At 65.4% G+C, this 17,691-nt stretch carries 11 protein-coding genes; 5 read left to right on the top strand and 6 right to left on the bottom strand.

Going from position 1 to position 17,691, the window contains the following annotated elements:
• The first annotated feature begins 29 nt into the window (after nt 1-29).
• From RT551_RS09935 to RT551_RS09955, 5 genes are all read left to right on the top strand, one after another.
• On the top strand, nt 30-1,247 hold the full coding sequence (locus tag RT551_RS09935; RefSeq protein WP_313458077.1) for a hypothetical protein: 1,218 nt from the start codon (nt 30-32) through the stop codon (nt 1,245-1,247).
• A 218-nt stretch (nt 1,248-1,465) separates the two neighbouring features.
• Nucleotides 1,466-4,222: an aconitate hydratase AcnA gene (gene acnA / locus RT551_RS09940; RefSeq protein ID WP_313458080.1), complete on the top strand. Its 2,757-nt coding sequence runs from the start codon at nt 1,466-1,468 to the stop codon at nt 4,220-4,222.
• 166 nt (nt 4,223-4,388) lie between these two features.
• Entirely contained in the window at nt 4,389-4,760 is a 372-nt protein-coding gene (locus RT551_RS09945) for a type II toxin-antitoxin system prevent-host-death family antitoxin (RefSeq protein WP_313458083.1), read from the top strand.
• Nucleotides 4,760-5,422, top strand: a complete 663-nt coding sequence (locus tag RT551_RS09950) for an AAA family ATPase (protein ID WP_313458086.1) — start codon at nt 4,760-4,762, stop codon at nt 5,420-5,422. The genes RT551_RS09945 and RT551_RS09950 overlap by 1 nt, the downstream gene beginning before the upstream one ends.
• 157 nt (nt 5,423-5,579) lie before the next feature.
• Complete coding sequence (locus tag RT551_RS09955; RefSeq protein WP_313458089.1) at nt 5,580-7,256, top strand: long-chain fatty acid--CoA ligase; 1,677 nt, start codon at nt 5,580-5,582, stop codon at nt 7,254-7,256.
• Nucleotides 7,257-7,315: 59 nt separating this feature from the next.
• Here RT551_RS09955 and RT551_RS09960 read toward each other — a convergent pair whose 3' ends face one another.
• The 6 genes from RT551_RS09960 to RT551_RS09985 all read right to left on the bottom strand — a co-directional run bounded on the left by RT551_RS09960 (nt 7,316) and on the right by RT551_RS09985 (nt 17,646).
• Nucleotides 7,316-8,188, bottom strand: a complete 873-nt coding sequence (locus tag RT551_RS09960; RefSeq protein WP_313458092.1) for a crotonase/enoyl-CoA hydratase family protein — start codon at nt 8,186-8,188, stop codon at nt 7,316-7,318.
• Nucleotides 8,189-8,424: 236 nt separating this feature from the next.
• Nucleotides 8,425-10,635 (bottom strand): response regulator, encoded by a 2,211-nt coding sequence (locus tag RT551_RS09965; RefSeq protein ID WP_313458094.1) that lies wholly within the window; start codon nt 10,633-10,635, stop codon nt 8,425-8,427.
• Nucleotide 10,636: 1 nt separating this feature from the next.
• On the bottom strand, nt 10,637-11,722 hold the full coding sequence (locus RT551_RS09970; protein WP_313458096.1) for a two-component system response regulator: 1,086 nt from the start codon (nt 11,720-11,722) through the stop codon (nt 10,637-10,639).
• 253 nt (nt 11,723-11,975) lie between these two features.
• Nucleotides 11,976-13,493, bottom strand: coding sequence for a lysine--tRNA ligase (lysS, locus tag RT551_RS09975; RefSeq protein ID WP_311191092.1), 1,518 nt, complete (start codon nt 13,491-13,493; stop codon nt 11,976-11,978).
• A gap of 43 nt (nt 13,494-13,536) precedes the next feature.
• Nucleotides 13,537-14,662 (bottom strand): peptide chain release factor 2 gene (gene prfB, locus RT551_RS09980; protein WP_311193808.1). Its coding sequence is split into 2 segments (ribosomal slippage): nt 13,537-14,586 and nt 14,588-14,662, totalling 1,125 coding nucleotides; the frame shifts between segments, so codons are not numbered across the junction.
• Between the two features lie 68 nt (nt 14,663-14,730).
• Nucleotides 14,731-17,646 (bottom strand): VIT domain-containing protein, encoded by a 2,916-nt coding sequence (locus RT551_RS09985; protein ID WP_313458100.1) that lies wholly within the window; start codon nt 17,644-17,646, stop codon nt 14,731-14,733.
• Nucleotides 17,647-17,691 lie beyond the last annotated feature (45 nt).

Genomic DNA, 17,691 nt, shown 5'->3' on the forward strand with positions numbered 1-17,691 from the left:
GACGGGGGTCATTCACGGAGGGCCTGCACATGAAATCGTCCAACCGCAGTATCGGTCTGGCTCTGAACCAGGCCAACCTGTATCCGCCTTTGCTCAGTCCTGCGCCGTCGTTGGTGGCGTTCACGACGGAACTCCCGGCAGGTGAAGAGATCGAGTTCAGTCTGGTCGCCAACGGCGCACCCGGCGTACCAGCGGGCATCGACCTGCGCCCTGGAAGCCATGCAGGCGGAATGATCTGGGTGCATCCCGGTTTCATTGCCAACCATCCTGGCAGTTGGCCGGTCCAGCTCATGCTGCAGGCATCGCGGAACGGTGAGATTGTCGACACCGCTACGTTGTGGCTGCATGACACGCGTCAGATGAAGGTGCACCGTATTGAGGGAGAACTTCTTCCCAATCCTGCGCACGTCTCAGATACCGAAACCGTGCTCGTTCTGGTACGGGCAACATTCTACGATCACGCTGGACTGGAGGTGCCGCGGGCCGAAGTCTCTTGGGCCGTCGTACTACCGGATAGCCCGCCAGATCTTGTGGTGGACGGCGATATCATTCGCATCGCACCGCGCACGGCGGAGGGCGGCGCACAGGTGAGGATCAGTGAAGCTTCCGGAGCTTCGGTGACGCTTCCGCTCACATTGAAGCCCCCACTGGACATCGGGTTTGAGGCATCTCCCCGAGACGTCTACCCCCCTGTTCGGGGCGTGTCCGAGCACGTGCTGCTGACCACCTCGCTGCCACCAGAATCGGACGTACAGTTTGACTATCTGCTCAACGGCGAAGATGGTCAGCATATGGGACTCTTCCTTGAAAGCATGCATGCCCAGTGGGTCCTGTCGATTTACGCGCCGTTTATGCAGACCTATCAGGGCCCTTGGCCCGCGGAAATAGCGATCCATGCAGTCGTGGATGGCCAGCAGGCAGGGACGCGTACCGTGTACCTCCATGACACCCGAAACGTCGTCTGTACCAAGCTCGAGGTGGCATTTCGCCCATCAGACACCGTGCATGTTCCAGCCACCGGAAGTACGTTGGTTCGTGGAGTTCCGATCTTCTACGATGCGCAGGGCATACAGGTACCACTCGTCGAGCTGGACTATGAGGCGGCACTCGACAATGAGCCATTGCCAGGGATCGAACGGCACAAGCACATATTGACTGTTCTCCCGACAGCGCGCCCAGGCATCTATCGCCTGACGATCCAGGGACCGGATGATCTTTCCGCTTCAGAACATCTGACCCTGACCTGACCGCACAGCCCCCGCACGGCGCGCCCGGCCCACACCAGGCGCGCCGTGACACGAAGGCTACATACGAATGTATAACCTTGCGTTCTGAGCCCGTGGTGCTGCGGGCCTGCCGGCATCGGCCATACTGGGGCCCTGCCCGGCCGGCCCGACCCGCCGGCCACCGCAAGCAGGCCCGCGCGCGGGCCATTGCAAGCCATCCGCAAGAGGAGTTTCCCCGCATGAGCGATTCGTTCTCCACCCGCAGCCAGCTGGATGTCGGCGGCGCGGCCTACGACTACTTCAGCCTGCCCAAGCTCGGCCAGAAGTTCGACATCTCCCACCTGCCCTATTCGATGAAGATCCTGCTGGAGAACCTGCTCCGGCACGAGGACGGCGGGGCCACCGTCGGCCGCGAGCACATCGAGGCGGTGGCCAAATGGGACCCCAAGGCCGAACCGGATGTGGAGATCGCCTTCATGCCGGCCCGCGTGGTGCTGCAGGACTTCACCGGCGTGCCCTGCGTGGTCGACCTGGCGGCGATGCGTGATGCGGTGGTCAAGCTGGGCGGCCGCCCGGAGCAGATCAACCCGCAGATTCCGTCCGAACTTGTCATCGACCACTCGGTGCAGGTGGACGTGTTCGGCAAGCCCGAGGCATTGGATCTCAACGGCAAGATCGAATTCCAGCGCAACCAGGAACGCTACGGCTTCCTGCGCTGGGGCCAGAAGGCGTTCGACAACTTCAAGGTGGTGCCGCCCAATACCGGCATCGTCCACCAGGTGAACCTGGAAAACCTGGCCCGCGTGGTGATGACCGCGGACAAGGACGGCAAGGCCGTGGCCTACCCGGATACCGTGTTCGGTACCGACAGCCATACCACCATGATCAACGGCATCGGCGTGCTGGGTTGGGGCGTGGGCGGCATCGAAGCCGAAGCCGCAATGCTCGGCCAGCCCTCTTCGATGCTGATTCCGCAGGTGGTGGGCTTCAAGCTGACCGGCAAGCTGCCCGAAGGGGCCACCGCCACTGATCTGGTGCTGACCGTCACCCAGATGCTGCGCAAGCACGGCGTGGTCGGCAAGTTCGTCGAATTCTTCGGTGAAGGCCTGCAGCACCTGCCGCTGGCCGACCGCGCCACCATCGGCAACATGGCCCCGGAGTACGGTGCCACCTGCGGCATCTTCCCGATCGACCAGGAATCGCTGAACTACCTGCGCCTGTCCGGCCGCAGCGAAGACCAGATCGCCCTGGTCGAGGCCTATGCCAAGGCCCAGGGCCTGTGGCACGACGCCAACAGCCCGCACGCCAGCTACAGCGCCACGCTGGAACTGGACATGGGCGAGGTGAAGCCGTCGCTGGCCGGGCCGAAGCGCCCGCAGGACCGCGTGCTGCTGCAGGACGTGAAGCAGAACTACCGCGACAACCTCGGTGGGCTCACCACCAACCGCGACAAGCGCAATGAAGACGTGTCGAAATTCGTCAACGAGGGCGGCGGCGCCGCGGTCGGCAACGAGCAGCTGGCCAAGGGCTATTCGGATGTGGAACTGGACGGCCAGCGCTTCCGCCTGAAGGACGGCGCGGTGGTGATCGCGGCGATCACCTCGTGCACCAACACGTCCAACCCGGCGGTGATGATCGGAGCCGGCCTGCTGGCCCGCAATGCGGCCGCCAAGGGGCTGGATCGCAAGCCGTGGGTGAAGACCTCGCTGGGCCCAGGCTCGCGCGTGGTCACCGACTATCTTGAAAAAGCCGGCGTGCTCACCGAACTGGAAAAGGTGGGCTTCTACGTGGTCGGCTACGGCTGTACCACCTGCATCGGCAACTCCGGTCCGCTGCCCACCGAAGTCAGCGCCGGCATTGCCGCCGGTGACCTGGTGGTGACCTCGGTGCTGTCGGGCAACCGCAACTTCGAAGGGCGCGTGCACCCCGAAGTGAAAATGAACTACCTGGCCAGCCCGCCGCTGGTGGTGGCCTATGCGATTGCCGGCACCACCGACATCGACCTCACCACCGAACCGCTGGGCACCGGCAGCGACGGCCAGCCGGTGTACCTGCGCGACATCTGGCCAAGCAACAAGGAAATCGGCGATGTCATCGCCGCCACCATCGGTCCGGAGATGTTCAAGCAGAACTACGCGGATGTGTTCAAGGGCGACTCGCGCTGGAACACCATCCAGTCGCCCGAGGGCAATCTGTACGAGTGGGACGGTGCATCGACCTACATCAAGAACCCGCCCTACTTCGATGGCATGACCATGCAGGTCGGGCACGTGGACGATGTGCACGGCGCCCGGGTGATGGGCCTTTTTGGTGACTCAATTACCACCGACCACATCTCGCCGGCGGGCAACATCAAGAAGGATTCGCCGGCAGGACGCTTCCTGCAGGAACGCGGTGTGCAGCCGGCCGACTTCAACAGCTACGGCAGCCGTCGCGGGAACGACGATGTGATGGTGCGCGGCACCTTCGCCAACATCCGCATCAAGAACCTGATGTTCGGCGGCGAGGAAGGTGGCAACACGCTGTACTTCCCGAAGGCGGGTGGCGAGCCGGAAAAGCTGGCGATCTACGACGCGGCGATGAAGTACAAGGCCGACGGCGTGCCGCTGGTGGTGTTTGCAGGCAAGGAGTACGGCACGGGTTCGTCGCGTGACTGGGCGGCCAAGGGCACCAACCTGCTCGGCGTGAAGGCGGTGATGGCCGAGAGCTTCGAGCGCATCCACCGTTCCAACCTGGTCGGCATGGGCGTGCTGCCGCTGCAGTTCCAGGCCGGCGAGAACGCACAGAGCCTGGGCCTGGATGGCTCCGAGGTGGTCGATATCACGGGCCTCCAGGACGGGGCCAGCAGGACCGCCACCGTCACCGCGACCAAGGCCGATGGCACCGTGGTGACCTTCAAGGCCCATGTGATGCTGCTGACGCCGAAGGAAGTGGAGTACTTCAAGCACGGCGGCCTGCTGCAGTACGTGCTGCGGCAGCTGGCTGCGAAGGGATAACCCCGTAGGGACGCGCCATGCGCGTCCTTCGTTGTCCCGGGACATTCCGTACGGACGCGCATGGCGCGTCCCTACCTGAACCCTTGCTTTTCCTATTTTTCATTAAATTCCCATTTCATCCCATCCGCGCTATGCTCGGCTCATCGCTGCTGCCGGAATCTCCGCCATGTTGCACGCCCTCAAGTTCGACCCGATCACCGAGCTGACCCGCACCACCGCCTCGTCGGTGAAGGAGCACTGGCGCAAGGTCATGCAGGACGTGCGTGACCAGCAGGCCGTGCTGGTCACCAACCACAACGAACCGCAGGCGGTGATCATCTCGGCCGAGCAGTACCAGGCCCTGCAGGCGCAGATCGTGGGGCTGCAGCGCGACCTGGCCTCGCTGCGTGAGCAGAGTCCGGTGCTGCAGCAGCTGCGCGACAGCTTTGACGCGCGCCTGTCATCGCTGGATGCGGCCGGAGCCGGCAGCAAGGCCCGCGCCCTGCTGCGCAAGCCGGCACGCCTGAAGGGCAAGGTCGCGGCCGGTACCGGCTACTGATGCCGCGTCCGTTCCTGTTCGTGCTGGCCGGGGTCAACGGGGCCGGCAAAAGCTCCATCGGTGGGCACCTGCTGCGCCAGGCCGGGCTGGACTGGTTCAACCCGGACAGCTGGGCCCGCCAGCTGCGTACCGAAATGGGCATGGACCAGGCCCAGGCCAATGCGCAGGCCTGGACCGAAGGCCTGGACCGGATCAAGCGCGCGCTGACCGAACGCCGCAACCACGCGTTTGAGACCACCCTGGGCGGCCGCTCCATCGCCGCCCTGCTGGCCGAGGCCACCGCCACCCACGACGTGCTGATGTGGTACTGCGGGCTTCCCTCGCCCGAGCATCATCTGGCCCGTGTGCAGGCGCGTGTGCGTGCCGGCGGCCACCCGATCAACGAAGCCGACATCCGCCGCCGCTACCCGCTGGCGCTGGCCAACCTGACCACGCTGATGCCGCGTCTGGCCCAGCTGCAGGTCTATGACAACAGCCGCGACGCCGCACCCGGCGAGGCGGTACCGGACCCGCAACTGGTGCTGCAGATGGAAGCCGGCCAGCTGGTCTGGCCCGAGCCGGACGATGCCGAACAGCTGCGCCAGACACCGGACTGGGCCGTGCCGCTGATGGAAGCTGCGCTGCAGTGCAGCGAAAACAGCGCCGGCGGCAGTGCCGCATGATCGGCCCACGCCTCGCCACTGCTGGGCTGAACGGGTCCTCTGCACACCTGCTTCACAAAACCTTCGCGTTTTCCATTCGGCCCGGTATGCTGCCCACTGCCGAAACGACGGATACTCACCGTCACCGCACACCATCAACGTTTCCTGGAGGGGGAATATGAGTCTGGAACGTCCCTGGCTGAACAGCTATCCCGCCGGCGTGCCCGCCGAGATCGACGTCAACGAATTCGCTTCGGTCTCGGCCGTATTCGATACCTCGGTTGCCAAATTCCGCGACCGCCCCGCCTACTCCAGCTTCGGCAAGGTGCTCACCTACGGTGAAACCGACGCCCTGGTCGAACAGTTCGCCGCGTATCTGCTGGGCGAACTGAAGCTCAAGAAGGGTGACCGCGTCGCCCTGATGATGCCCAACTGCCTGCAGTACCCGGTGGCCACCTTCGGCGTGCTGCGCGCCGGCCTGACCGTGGTCAACGTCAACCCGCTGTACACCGCCCGTGAGCTGAAGCACCAGCTGGTCGACTCCGGCGCAGCCGTGCTGGTGGTGGTCGACAACTTCGGCGACACCGTGCAGCAGGTCATCGCTGATACGCAGGTGAAGCAGGTCATCACCACCGGCCTGGGCGACATGCTCGGGGCCAAGGGTGTGCTGGTGAACTTCGTGCTGAAGTACATCAAGAAGATGGTGCCGAACTACACCATCCGCGGTGCGATCCGCTTCAACCAGGCACTGAAGCTGGGCAGCCAGCACACGCTGCCGAAGGTGGAAATGGACCACGACGACGTGGCTTTCCTGCAGTACACCGGCGGCACCACCGGCGTGGCCAAGGGTGCCATGCTGACCAACCGCAACCTGGTTGCCAACATGCAGCAGGCCTCGGCGTGGATTTCCGCGTCCGGCATCGAGATGGGCAAGGAGTGGATCATCACCGCCCTGCCGCTGTATCACATCTTCGCGTTGACGGCGAACGGCCTGGTCTTCATGAAGTTTGGTGGCTGCAACCACCTGATCACCAATCCGCGCGACATGAAGGGCTTCGTCAAGGAGCTCAAGTCCACCCGCTTCACCGCCATCACCGGCGTCAACACGCTGTTCAACGGGCTGCTCAACACCCCCGGTTTCGACCAGATCGACTTCTCGTCGCTCAAGGTCACCCTGGGTGGCGGCATGGCCGTGCAGCGCGCTGTCGCCGAGCGCTGGAAGAAGGTCACCGGGGTTACCCTGGTGGAGGCCTACGGCCTGACCGAAACCTCGCCGGCCGCGTGCATCAACCCGCTCAACCTGGCCGAATACAACGGGGCCATCGGCCTGCCGATTCCGTCCACCGATGCCTGCGTGAAGAACGACGACGGCCAGACCATGACCCCGGGTGACGTCGGCGAGCTGTGCATCCGCGGCCCGCAGGTGATGAAGGGTTACTGGCAGCGTCCGGAAGAAACCGCCAAGGCGATCGACGCCGACGGCTGGCTGCACACCGGCGACATGGCGCGCATGGACGAGCACGGCTTCTTCTACATCGTCGACCGCAAGAAGGACATGATTCTGGTGTCCGGCTTCAATGTCTACCCGAACGAAGTGGAAGACGTGATCGCGATGATGCCCGGCGTGCTGGAAGTGGCCGCGGTGGGCGTGCCGGATGACAAGTCCGGCGAGATCGTCAAGGTGGTCATCGTCAAGAAGGACCCGAACCTCACCGCCGAGCAGGTCAAGGAACATGCGCGCGCCAACCTGACCGGCTACAAGCATCCCAAGATCGTGGAATTCCGCAAGGAACTGCCGAAGACCAACGTCGGCAAGATCCTGCGCCGCGAACTGCGCGACGCACCGGCGGAGTAAGCCCTGAAACAAAGAAGGCCCGGCGATTGCCGGGCCTTCAGTTCCCCCTGATTCCGGCGTTACGCCGCATCGGACTGGGCACGGCGCGTCTGCGCCTTGATCAGCCGGTCCATGGTACGCAGCGACTTGTCTTCCAGAGCCAGCGCGGATTCCACCCAGATCTTGGTGATTTCCAGCAGCTCGTCATAGCTCACCGCCTGAGCCAGATTGCGCGCAGCGTTCATGGCCAGGTACGTGCGCGGGGTGCGCTGGTGCTGGCGAATCAGGTCTTCCACGGCCTTCATGCCCTGCCCCTTCGGCACCAGCACGTCGACCACGCCCATCGCATACATTTCCTCGGCGCTGTATACACGCCCTTCGAGGATGATCTTCTCGGCCACCTGCGGCGCCACGCGGCGGCACAGGAAGGAGTACGCGCCCATGCCCGGGAACAGCCCGAACAGCACTTCCGGCAGGCCCATGCCGCTGCCCGCTTCGGCCACGATGGTGTGGCAGGCCAGCGCCATTTCCAGGCCGCCGCCCAAGGCATCACCCTGGATCAGTGCAATGGAACGCACATCACCGCCGAAGCCGGTGTGCAGATGGTGCACGCCTTCCACGCAGCGCTGCGCGTAGGCCAGCAGCCGGTCGCGATTACCTTCGCGGATGAGCCGGGCGAACAGCTCCAGGTCGCCGCCGAGGTTGTAGGCGGTGGCATCCGATGCCAACACGAAATGACGCAGTTTGCCACTGGCGCGCTCGGCCGGGCTGGCGGTGATCTCACTCATCACCGTCCACATTTCATCCAGCATGTCCTTGCGGCAGCAGGGTCGGATGCCGGTGGCGGCGTCGGCGTGCATGAACAACCAGTGCGCGGCGTTGTCATGCGTGGTTTCGGTGCGGATGGTGGCGTAGCCGCGGGGGGTGGTGGGGAGCTTTTCGATGGTTTGCATGGCAATTTCCTCGGCGAGTTGGCCTGGAGGGAGGACGGTGGGCGGCAGGCCTGACGGGTCCACACGCCGCGATCCTACACCGGGCACGTTCGCTGGAATGCAAACATCTGGCAGAGTGGCAACGGCTCCTATGTGAACGGTGTTCAGAGTCGCCCGGGATGGCGCATGACGCGCATGGCGCGTCACTACGCGAGGTCATTCCACGTAGGGACGCGCCATGCGCGTCCGCCGCGAACTCAACCGATGTCGATGTCGCTGTCGCCAGTGACCGCGCTGGGATGCATGCGCGCCGCCAGGGCCTGCCGGCCTTCCTTTACCGCCGCACGGATCTGCTTCATCCGCTCCTTCCACTCGCTCTTCAACTGCCAGTCGGCCATGTGCATGACCTCACCGGAGCGGAACGCCACCCGCACCAGCCCCAGGTTGCTGGCCACGCCCTTGATGGCGTGGGCCTGCTCGCGCAGCAATACCCAGTCGCCGCGCTCACCGGCCTCGTTGGCGGTCACCAGGCACTGCTTGGCATCCACCAGGCACTGGCGGATGAACTCCTGCTCGAAGCTCTCGCCCATGCCCAGCGACGCCAGCTCATCGAGTACGCCGGTGTCGAGCACGCCGACCCCAGCGGCAGGTGCCGGCACCACGTTGACCCGTGGCTTGCGCACGTCGTTGCTGGCGATCTCCGCCAGCGTGTCGAGCAGACGCACCGGCACCACCGGCTTGCCGAAGAAGGTATGCGCGCCGGCCTGGGTGCATTGCTGGATCGATTCGGGCGTGACGTCGGCGCTGAGCACCAGCACCGGTGTACGCGGGCCGCCGCCGGACTGCATGACACGCAGTTCCTTGAGCATGTCCAACCCGCTCATGCCCGGCATGTGCAGGTCGACGATGGCGACGTCGTAATCGCTTTCGGCCATGGCATCCAGCACGGCTTCGCCGCCATTGACGCACACCACCTTGTGCCCGGCCTTCTGCAGCAGCCGCTGCAGCACCAGCCGGTTGGCCTGGTGGTCGTCGGCCACCAGGACCTTCATGCTGCGCACGCGCGCGCGGTGGCGCAGGAACGGGTCGGCGAAGGCGATGACATTGCCCGCCCCACCCGGTGCCGCTTCGCCGACCACAGCCGGGGTGAATCGGCCCTGCTCCATCGGCGGCAGCGCGAACGGCAGCTCGAACCAGAAATGGCTGCCCTGCGGGGGGTTGTCGGCAAAGCCGATGTCACCGCCCATGGCCTCGACCAGACCGCGCGCGATCGAGGTGCCGAGGCCGGATCCCTCATGACGGCGGCCGAGACTGACGTCGGCCTGCTCGAACGCCCGGAACAGACGCGGCACCATCTCCGGATTGACGCCGATACCGGTATCGAAGATGTCGAAGCGCAGCCGCACGCGGCCGTCGCCCACTTCACCCAGCAAGCCGACCCGGACCTCCACCTTGCCATGCTCGGTGAACTTGACCGCATTGCCGGCCAGGTTGAGCAGAATCTGGCGCAGGTGGCCGAGGTCACCGCGCAGCAGCAGCGGCACTGCCTCGTCCACTTTGACCACGTAATCCAACCGCTTCACGCGCGCCTGCGGCATCAGGATCAGGCCCATCGACTGGATCACATCGGCCAGCGCGAAGTCTTCCTCGACCACGCGCAGCTTGCCGGCCTCGATGGCCGAGATGTCCAGCACTTCCTCCACCAGGGTCAGCAGACTGCGCGACGAGGCCTGGATGGTGTTCACGCACTCGCGCTGCTCTTCATCCAGCTGGGTGGTCGCCAGCACCTCGGTCATGCCGGACAGCCCGTTGAGCGGCGTGCGGAACTCGTGGCTCATGTTGGCCAGGAAGCGGCTCTTTGCCTCGCTGGCGCGGCGCGCCTCGTCCATGGCCCGGGTCAGCTGGCGCAGCAGGCTGGCGAAATACAGCGGCACCGCGGCCAGACCCAGCCACAGGCCGAAGCCGAGGCGCGCGTTGTCGCGCCAGTAGTCGGTGGTCAGCATGGTCACGCCGAAGCTGACCAGCGCCATGCCCACGGCGGCGTACAGGTAACGGTTGCCGAAGCGCATGCCGTTGCCCACCGTGACCCACATCACCACGATGTAGACCCAGGCCAGCGGCTCGCCCATCTGCACCATGCCAGCGGCGATGAGGCCGTAGTCGGCCAGCATGCCGGCCACGCGGCGCGGGTCCGAACGCCCCGGCCGTGCCAGCAGCCAACCAAACAGCAGCACCGACAAGGTCAGCCCGGTCAGCACGATGCCCAGCACCACCTGGTACTGATGATGCGGCAGGTCGTTGCGCACGTTTGGCATCAGCACATAGGCGAGGATCAACGTGATCAACACCATGCGCACAATGGCCTGCCCGTGCTCGCTGTCCGGGCGACCGCTCAGTCGCGCGCGCAGAAACGCCAGGGCACCGCTCGCACCGAGACGCTGCCGCACTTTCTGGAACACACCGCCCATGTCACATCCCCGGTCGGGACGACGCAACGGAATGCTGCGCGCAGATCTCGTCCAACTGCACGCGACCACGCAGCAGCGCATCCACGCAGCGCGGGTCGAACAGACGACCGCGTTGCGCGTACAGATAGGCCAAAGTGGCTTCCATGCTCCAAGCTTCCTTGTAGGGTCTCGGCGAGATCAGGGCGTCGAAGACGTCGGCCACCGCCACGATCCGCGCTTCCAGCGGGATCGCCTCGCCAACCAGGCCGTCGGGATACCCGCTGCCGTCATACCGTTCGTGGTGGCGCAGCGCAATCAGCGCGCCCACCTGGATGAACCGGTTCTGGCTGCCACTGAGCAGCTCGTAACCGATCCGGGGGTGCCGGCGCATGATCGCCAGCTCTTCGTCGTTGAGTTTACCCTGCTTGAGCAGCACCGAGTCGGGAATGGCGATCTTGCCCATGTCGTGCAGGGGCGCCGCCATTTCGATCAGGCGCACTTCTTCTTCAGGCAGGCCCAGCTGTTCGGCAATCAGCCCGGCCACATGGGCCATGCGCTCCAGGTAGGCACTGGTGCCGGCATCACGGAACTCGATGGCACGGGCCAGCCGCGACAGCGTTTCGCGCTCACGCTCTTCCACTTCGTGCATGCTGGCCAGCAGGCGTTGTTCCAGCGACAGCGCACGCTGCTTCACGTTTTCCGTCTGTTGGCGCAACTGCAGCAGGTTGTAGCAGCGTGCGCGCAGTTCGCGCGGCCGGATCGGCTTGACCAGGAAGTCGATCACGCCGGCTTCCAGGGCGGCCTGGCGAATCGGCTCGTCGCCGACCACGGTGATCAGAATGACCGGAATATCGCGGTGTTTGGGCAGGCGGCGGAAACGGCGGGCAAACTCCAACCCGTCCATTTCCGGCATGCGGTAATCCAGCAACAGCAGATCAACGGCATTGGATTCGCACCACGCCAGCGCGGTGAGCGGATCACCGAAATCGTGCACGCTCAGTTCCGGCGCGATGTCTTCGATGACATGGCGCAGCATCGTGCGCGCGGACGTCTGATCGTCAACGATGACAATATTCAAGGCTGCTTCCGTCGTCTGCCGGGACCACATTGGAACAGGCTGTGTAAAGGATACTCCGCCACCTTGCACACCGGGACCTTGCACGCGTCACCTCCGCTCATGATCGCCCCAGTTCATGATCGTGATCACAGTGTGAAGCGGCCGTCAGTCGGTCGCAACCGGTCCATGATCCGTGGCCAGAGTGCCTGGGAGTCCATGAGGCCACGCAGAAACCATACTCGCGCGGCCATGTCGGCGAAAGCCCCGGGGGACGGCCCTTTCCGGGCCATCCGAGAACCAGGTCTCAGTTTTCCGGGCGCATGTAGGGGAACAGCAGCACGTCGCGGATCGAGCTGCTGCCGGTCAGCAGCATCACCAGACGGTCGATGCCGATGCCCAGGCCGCCGGTCGGGGCCATGCCGTACTCCAGCGCACGGATGTAGTCGGCGTCGTAGTGCATGGCCTCGTCGTCGCCGCCTTCCTTCGCCGCCACCTGCGCCTGGAAGCGCGCCGCCTGGTCTTCCGGGTCGTTCAGCTCGGAGAAGCCGTTGGCCAGCTCCTTGCCGTTGATGAACAGCTCGAAGCGGTCGGTGTAGCCCGGGTCGTTGTCGTTGGCGCGGGCCAGCGGCGACACCTCGACCGGGTGGTCGGTGATGAAGGTCGGCTGGATCAGGGTGTGTTCCACCGTGGCCTCGAAGATCTCCAGCAGCAGCTTGCCCCAGCCGTAAGACGGCTTGACCCGGATCTTCAGGCGTTCGCAATGCCGCAGCAGGGCGTCACGGTCGGTGCAGTCGGCCGCGCTGATCTCCGGGTTGTGGTGGCGCACGGCCTCGTCCATGCGCCAGCGGCGGAACGCCGGGCCCAGGTCGATCTTTGCGCCGTCCCATTCCACTTCGGTGGTGCCGAGCACGCTCTGGGCGACGTCACGAATGACGTTTTCGGTCAGGTCCATGATTTCGTTGTACGTGGCGTAGGCCTCGTACAGCTCCATCATGGTGAACTCCGGGTTGTGGCGGGTGCTGACGCCTTCATTGCGGAAGTTGCGGTTGATCTCGTACACCCGCTCCAGCCCGCCCACGGTCAGGCGCTTGAGGTACAGCTCCGGAGCCACGCGCAGGTACAGGTCCAGATCGAGCGCATTGTGGTGGGTGGTGAACGGCTTGGCCGTGGCACCGCCGGGGATGTAATGCATCATCGGCGTTTCCACTTCCAGGAAGTCGCGGCTGTCCAGCCACGCGCGCATCGCACGGATGATGCGCGAGCGCTTGATGAACACCTCGCGCGATTCCGGGGTGACGATCAGGTCGACGTAGCGCTGGCGGTAGCGCTGCTCGACGTCGGCCAAGCCGTGCCACTTGTCCGGCAGCGGACGCAGCGACTTGGTCAGCAGGCGGATGCTGGTGGCCTTGACCGACAGCTCGCCGGTCTTGGTCCGGGTCAGCCCGCCTTCCACGGCGATGATGTCGCCCACGTCCCAGCCCTTGAACGCGGTGTAGACGTCGCCCAGTGCATTGCCCTGCAGGAACAGCTGGATGCGGCCGGATTCGTCCTGGATCTGGGCGAAGCTGGCCTTGCCCATCACCCGCTTGGCCATCAGGCGGCCGGCCATCTTCACCTGGCGGCCGTTGGCCTCCAGGGTTTCGGCGGTCCACTGTTCGGCATCGGCGTATTCGGCCTGCAGGCTGCCGGCGAAGTCTTCACGGCGGAAGTCGTTCGGGTAGGCAATGCCCTGCCCGCGCAGCGCGGTCAGTTTCGCGCGGCGCTCGGCGATGAGGCTGTTCTCGTCGACGGGGGTCTGCGGCGCGGGGGTCTGATCGTTCATGGCGTGGTCGCTGGTCTTGTGCGGGGGATACAAAGGGTGGGAATTACGCGTCGAGGCGCTTGGAGCCGACTTCCAGGCCGGACTTCAGGCTGGCTTCGACGAACTCGTCGAGGTCGCCATCCAGCACCTTCTGCGTATCGGAACGCTCGATGCCGGTGCGCAGGTCCTTGATACGGCTCTGGTCGAGCACGTAGTTGCGGATCTGGCTGCCCCAGCCGATGTCGGACTTGGTGGCTTCCACCGCATCCTTTTCGGCGTTGCGCTTCTGGATTTCCAGCTCGTACAGCTTGGCGGCCAGCATCTTCATCGCGTTGTCGCGGTTCTGGTGCTGGCTGCGGCCGGTCTGGCAGGCCACCACGATGCCGCTGGGCACGTGGGTGATACGCACCGCCGACTCGGTCTTGTTGACGTGCTGACCACCGGCACCGGACGAACGGTACACATCGGTACGCAGATCGGCCGGGTTGATGGTGATGTCGATGTTGTCGTCGATTTCCGGCGACACGAACACCGAGGTGAAGCTGGTGTGGCGGCGGTTGTCGGAGTCGAACGGCGACTTGCGCACCAGGCGGTGCACGCCGGTTTCGGTCTTCAGCCAGCCATAGGCATAGTCGCCTTCCACGCGCAGCGTGGCCGACTTGATGCCTGCGACGTCACCGCCGGAGACTTCCATCAGCTCGGTCTTCCAGCCGCGCGATTCGCACCAGCGCAGGTACATGCGCAGCAGGATTTCGGCCCAGTCCTGGGCTTCGGTGCCGCCGGCACCGGCCTGGATGTCGACGAAGGCCGCCGCGCTGTCCATCTCGCCGGAGAACATGCGCTGGAATTCCAGCTGTTCAACGTGCTTCTGGTACTTGTCCAGGTCGGCGACCACGGCCAGCGCGGTGTCTTCGTCCTGCTCGCTTTCCGCCAGTTCCAGCAGTTCGGTGCTTTCGGTCAACCCGTCCAGGATGGTGGCGATGCCGCCCACCGTCTTGTCCAGCAGGGAGCGTTCCTTGCCCAGGTTCTGGGCATACTCCGGGTTGTTCCAGATGTCGGGGTTTTCCAGTTCCCGGGTTACTTCTTCCAGACGCTCTTTCTTGGCGTCGTAGTCAAAGATACCCCCTGAGCGAGACCACGCGATCGGTCAGATCGGTGATTCGCTGGCGCACGGGATTGAGCTCGATCATATCGGCAGTCATGAAGGCTTGGACAAGACCGCCGATTATAGCGCCAGCGGCCCCGTTCATGTTGGCCGTCACTTCACCTCGAACTCCCCCACCAGCACGGTGTCGCGGCTGTCCTTCAAACGCAGCGTCACATACTGGTCCTGCTGCCCCTTGGTGCCCCACTTCGTGGTCAGGCGCAGCATCAGCGTGGTCGCCCCGGTCACCAGCTGCTCGCGGCTGCCGAAGTAGTTGGCTTCCACCTTGTACAGCCCAGGCTTGGCCTGGCGCAGCGAAAACTGCTCTGGTCCATAGCCCCCGGTGAAGTCACGCGACATCTGCCCGCCCTGGTACGTCAGCCGGTTGCCGTAGTAGGCGCGCTCGCCATTGGGGTCGGTCACCCACAGGTCCATGTCGCTGTTGTCGCTGTCCCAGCCCAGCACCACGCGCAGGTCCAGCGGCATGGCCCGGCGCAGGCGCGGGTCGACCCGTTCCAGATTCACCTTGCTGCGGCTGGCCAGCGTGTTCAGTTCATCCAGCGCGATCAGCGAGATGCCGTCGAAGCGGGAATCCCACGGGCGGATCACCACCTCGTTCAGCGCATCCACCGCGGCCTGTGCCTGCCCGGCCGCCTCCAACGCCAGGCCCAGGTCGCGGAAGCTCTGCGGCTCCTCCTCGCCCATTGCCAGCACCTGCCGGAACACCGGCACGGCCAGCTCCGGGGCTTTGGCCTGCATCAGCCGGTAGCCCAGCACGCGCAGCACGTGGCGGTTCTCCAGCTGCATTTCGGCCAGGTTGGACAGGACCCGGATGGCCAGCTCGCGCTGACCGCGCTCCAGCAGGATGTCGGCCACGTCCAGATAGAACGCGCTGCTGTCGGCGTGTTCGTCGCGCTCCTTCAGGTACAGCGCGTAGACCTGCGCGGGTGCGGCGGCGCGCAGCTGGCGCGCATAGCGCGAATCGGGCTGCCAGGCCCCCAGGGCAATCCGCAGCTGGCCACCATTGGCCGGCGCATCCGCTGCGGCAGGCGCGTAGGCTTCCTCCTGGATACGGCTGCTGGTCACACTGATGGCATCCAGTGTCTGGTTGTCGTTGGCGCGCGTGGATCCCAGCGTCATAGCGGGCACCGCCGGTGCCGGTACCGGCGGCGCAGTACGCGCCTCGCGGGCGGCCTCACCTCGTCCCGCTGACAGCTGCTTGCCCGGTGCCGGTTCCTGCGGACGCGGCCCCTTGGGCCAGCTGCGGTTCCACCACTGCTCACGTTCGGCGAACTGGCGCGCGATGGCATCCAGACGCTGGCGGCGCTGCTCGGCCTCGTCACGGATCTGCAGGGCATGACGCTTGTCGTATTCGGCCTGCAGCGGAACCGGCGGGCGGATGCCGTAACGCAGGTAGTCCTCCAGCGTTTCCAGCACCAGCAGCGACGTACCCGCGCTGACCAGGCCAAACTTCAGCGCGAACGCCTGCGTCGTCGACATCGGCACGGTCCGGTCGCTCTGCATGCGTTGCAGCTTCTGCGAAGCCCACGCGTGCGCGGCCATTCCGCCATCAGCATCAGGCAGTCCGTTCATGGCTATCGTCTGTTCGGTGAGGGCACCGTCCGCGTCGGGCAGGCGCAGTCGCAGCGATGCCGGCTGAGCGGTGATGCGGCCCATCACCCGCACCCAGCCCTGCCCCGCCTGCGTGTCATCCAGCAGCAGGTCGGCAAGACCTTGCCCCTGCGGTTCGATGCGCGCCGGCGTCTCCCGCAGCAGGCGTTCGGCGACCGAGGTCACGTCATCCACGCCAGCGAGGACCAGGACCTGACCGCCACTGCCTTCCACCCAGTAGCGCAGGTGGGCCGCATCCGTCCGGGCACCGGCACCGCTCAGCGCATACAGCGGTTGTCCCGGCTGCAGTTCGGGGCGCGTGCGGGCACCAAAGTTACCGATGCCATCGCTGACCACCAGGGTTTCGTCGACATCCTCGCTTGCCGCCCAGTCGTTGAGTGCGCTGCCGCCGTCATACACCATCGCTTCCAGCTCACGGCGCAGCGCGCTCCAGTTGCCGCCCTGCACGCTGAAGCGACGAATCGGTTCAGCATGGTCGCGCAGCACGGTCAGCTGCACCTGGGCTTGGCCCACCGCCTGGAAATAGCGGTCCAGCACCGCCAGTTCGGCAGCGGTGTCGCGCTCGCGTCCGGAACCGGAGGCATCCCAGACCAGGCCGATGCGGCGCGGTAGCGCCCGTGCCCGGGGCTGGCCCGCCACCGGCACCTGCAGCATGAAGTAGCGTTCGCCGTTGAACAGGCCCTGCACGCCGCTGATGCCACGCGGCAACGGCAGGGTCCAGCCCAGCTGGGCGGGCAGCTGGTCACCGCGCCCCTGCCAGCGCCCCCGCCAGGCGGCACCGGCCAGGGACAGCTCCAGCGGTGAGGTGCCGCGCTTGACCGGAACGCCGGTACCGACCGCGTCCAACTGCACCTGCACCTGCTGCGCGCCGTGCGCGAAGTGCATCGGCAGGTTCCAGCGCAGCCCTTTGGCGTCGAGCGGCAGCGTCTCACGCACGGTCAGGGCGACCCGGCGCGTGCCGTGCGCCGGTATCGGGTAGATGCGCAGGCGGAACTGGTTGCCGGCAGTCTGCTCCAGCAGGCCCGGGTCCACACCGCGTCGTTCGATGGCCTCGAACACCTGCCGACCCTTGTCCTTGGGCACCGGCACCGCGTCGCGCAGTGCGCCATCAATATCCAACGCGAAGGCGGTCACCTGCTGGCCGTCCGCCAGCGGAAACTCCAGGTTGCCTTCCAGCACCCGGTTGTTGGGATTGCGGAACACCAGCTCGATCCGGGTTTCGCCCAATCCGGCGGCCACCCGGCTGTGCAGCTGTGCGTGTTCCAGCTGCACCTCGCGCTCGGCTCCCGCCACCTTCAGCAGGTCCTGACCGGTCGACTGCGCGGCCACACCCGGGCCCAGCCCAACGCCGAGCAACACCGCAATTCCCCACCCCAACCTGCGCAGCACGCTGTCCATGTGACGCTCCTGATGACGATGACGGAACCTTCAACGCACGACCGT

The organism is Stenotrophomonas sp., from assembly GCF_032103445.1.
Lineage (GTDB): Bacteria > Pseudomonadota > Gammaproteobacteria > Xanthomonadales > Xanthomonadaceae > Stenotrophomonas.

Coding starts and splice junctions, on each gene's coding strand:
- RT551_RS09965 (WP_313458094.1), bottom strand. CDS start 10,635: ATGGGCGGTGTGTTCCAGAAAGTGCGGCAGCGTCTCGGTGCGAGCGGT.
- RT551_RS09950 (WP_313458086.1), top strand. CDS start 4,760: ATGCCGCGTCCGTTCCTGTTCGTGCTGGCCGGGGTCAACGGGGCCGGC.
- RT551_RS09945 (WP_313458083.1), top strand. CDS start 4,389: ATGTTGCACGCCCTCAAGTTCGACCCGATCACCGAGCTGACCCGCACC.
- RT551_RS09960 (WP_313458092.1), bottom strand. CDS start 8,188: ATGCAAACCATCGAAAAGCTCCCCACCACCCCCCGCGGCTACGCCACC.
- RT551_RS09985 (WP_313458100.1), bottom strand. CDS start 17,646: ATGGACAGCGTGCTGCGCAGGTTGGGGTGGGGAATTGCGGTGTTGCTC.
- lysS (WP_311191092.1), bottom strand. CDS start 13,493: ATGAACGATCAGACCCCCGCGCCGCAGACCCCCGTCGACGAGAACAGC.
- RT551_RS09935 (WP_313458077.1), top strand. CDS start 30: ATGAAATCGTCCAACCGCAGTATCGGTCTGGCTCTGAACCAGGCCAAC.
- RT551_RS09955 (WP_313458089.1), top strand. CDS start 5,580: ATGAGTCTGGAACGTCCCTGGCTGAACAGCTATCCCGCCGGCGTGCCC.
- acnA (WP_313458080.1), top strand. CDS start 1,466: ATGAGCGATTCGTTCTCCACCCGCAGCCAGCTGGATGTCGGCGGCGCG.
- RT551_RS09970 (WP_313458096.1), bottom strand. CDS start 11,722: ATGTGGTCCCGGCAGACGACGGAAGCAGCCTTGAATATTGTCATCGTT.